The sequence below is a fragment of the Mesorhizobium sp. M1A.F.Ca.IN.020.06.1.1 genome (assembly GCF_004023265.1).
Taxonomy (GTDB): Bacteria; Pseudomonadota; Alphaproteobacteria; order Rhizobiales; family Rhizobiaceae; genus Mesorhizobium.
The window spans coordinates 1-2064 of sequence record NZ_RZSR01001023.1 but is presented as its reverse complement, the minus strand read 5'-3'; the positions used below and the strand labels follow the sequence as shown (position 1 = coordinate 2064).

The 2064-nt window shown below is 64.6% G+C and carries 2 protein-coding genes and 1 pseudogene; 2 read left to right on the top strand and 1 reads right to left on the bottom strand.

Annotation, left to right across the window (positions count from 1 at the left end; all coding sequences use genetic code 11):
- Both EOA60_RS30440 and EOA60_RS30435 read left to right on the top strand, forming a co-directional pair.
- A pseudogene (locus tag EOA60_RS30440) lies at window positions 1-306 on the top strand (hypothetical protein); the annotation flags it as partial.
- Between the two features lie 163 nt (window positions 307-469).
- Window positions 470-1405 carry a ribose-phosphate pyrophosphokinase gene (locus EOA60_RS30435; RefSeq protein ID WP_066994382.1) on the top strand — a complete coding sequence of 312 codons (936 nt, stop codon included), beginning with the start codon at window positions 470-472 and terminating at the stop codon, window positions 1403-1405.
- On the opposite strand, the gene EOA60_RS30430 is transcribed toward EOA60_RS30435, so the two are convergent.
- A partial coding sequence (locus EOA60_RS30430) for a helix-turn-helix transcriptional regulator (protein WP_164899667.1) occupies window positions 1402-2064 on the bottom strand: 663 nt, incomplete at its 5' end. The two genes, EOA60_RS30435 and EOA60_RS30430, sit on opposite strands and share 4 nt — an antisense overlap.

Genomic DNA, 2064 nt, shown 5'->3' with positions numbered 1-2064 from the left:
GAATTGCAGAAGCGCGCCAGGCAGCGCGGCGTGACCCTTGTCGGCAGCACCGACCAGACGGCGACGCATGTGCTGAAGGGTTATTTCTCGACCATGTCCGAAGGCAAGGACACCACAGTCATCTATGTCTGGGATATCTACGATCCGTCGGGCAACCGCCTGCATCGCATCAATGGCCAGCAGAAAGCGGCCTCGGTCGGCAGTGGCGAAGGCTGGCCGGCAGTAGCGCCGGCGACCATGCAGGCCATCGCCGACCAGACGATCGACCAGTTCACCGCGTGGCTCGGCGGCGACGGCGCCGGTTGATCGACCAACCTGTTGCCGGCTTGCGATCCAGCCGGCCTTTGTTGCGCCTTGTCGAACGATTCCCGATCACGAGGCTTGCAATACCGGCGCGGGCCGCTAAAAGCCCGGCATAAAGGCTCATGAGAGTCTGTCCGGTCTCTCCATCCTTCACCAGGAACGGTGCATGAAGCTTTTTGCGGGCAATTCCAACAGGGTGCTGGCCGAAGCGGTCGCTCGCTATCTCAACATCCCGCTGGGGAAGGCCAGCGTCAGGCGCTTCGCCGATCAGGAGATCTTCGTCGAGATCCAGGAGAACGTGCGCGGCGAGGATGTCTTCATCCTGCAGTCGACCTCCTATCCGACCAACGACCATCTGATGGAGCTGCTCATCATGATGGACGCCTTCATGCGCTCCTCGGCAAGGCGCATCACGGCGGTCATTCCCTATTTCGGCTACGCCAGGCAGGACCGCCGCGCCTCAGGCCGCACGCCGATTTCGGCCAAGCTCGTCGCCAACATGATCACCCGCGCCGGCGCCGATCGCGTGCTGACGCTCGACCTCCACGCCGGCCAGATCCAGGGCTTCTTCGACATTCCGACCGACAATCTGTTCTCGGTGCCGGTGATGGCCCGCGACGTGAAGGCGAAATACAAGCAGCTCGGCAATGTCGTCGTCGTATCGCCCGACATCGGCGGCGTAGTGCGGGCGCGCGCGCTTGCAAAACGCTTCGATGCGCAGCTCGCCATCGTCGACAAGCGCCGCGAGCGGCCCGGCGAATCCGAGGTGATGAACATCATCGGCGCCGTCGCCGGCAAGGATTGCCTCTTGATTGACGACATCGTCGATTCCGGCGGCACGCTCTGCAACGCGGCCGATGCCTTGCTCGCCAACGGCGCGACCAGCGTCACTGCCTACATCACCCATGGCGTGCTCTCGGGCGGCGCGGTTGCCCGCATCAGTGGCTCGAAACTGCAGGAACTGGTGATCACCGATTCCATCCAGCCGAGCCAGGCCGTGCTCGACGCACCCAACATCCGCGTCATCTCGATCGCCGACCTGATGGGCGAGGCGATCTCGCGCACGGCGACAGAAGAATCGGTCTCAAGCCTGTTCGACTAAGCCGCGGCGCTGCTGGCTTGAACCGGGCCGCTTGATCGCTTTGGCCCCTCGCCTGACTCGCGCGCGCCGCGCATATAGCCGCGCGGCGAGCTGCCGAGCATGCGCTTGAACATGGTGATGAACGCCGGCACGCTGTCATAGCCAAGATCGAGCGCCACCCTGGTGATGGGTTCGCCGTCGGCGAGCCTCGGCAGCGCCGCGAACAGGCAGGCCTGCTGGCGCCAAGTGGAAAGCGACAGCCCGGTCTGGCGGTGGAAGGCGCGTGTGAAGGAGCGCCGGCTCATGCCAGCGGCATCCGCCCAATCGTCGATCGTCGCATGTGGCGAGGGCGCCGCGACAAAGCGCCGGCAGAGCGCCGCGAGCTTCGGATCCGACGGAAGAGGCAGGCCGAGCGGCCGCTCCGGCAGGTTCGGTATCTCATGCAGCAAGAGCCCCATGATCAGCCCGGCGCGTCCTTCGAGCTCGCCGCCCTGAGGCAGCTTCTCCGATTCCACGATCAGACTGTGCATCAGCTCGGTAATGCCGACGACACGTAAGCCCTCCGGCAGGCCGGGAATTGCATCCGGCACCACATAAACCGAGCGCATCGAGACGTCGCCCAGCATCTCGACCGAATGCTCGATGCCGGCCGGTATCCACATCGCATGGTCGGGCGGCAC

Excerpts from the sequence above, each read along its gene's own strand:
- EOA60_RS30435 (WP_066994382.1), top strand. The coding sequence starts at position 470 with ATGAAGCTTTTTGCGGGCAATTCCAACAGGGTGCTGGCCGAAGCGGTC.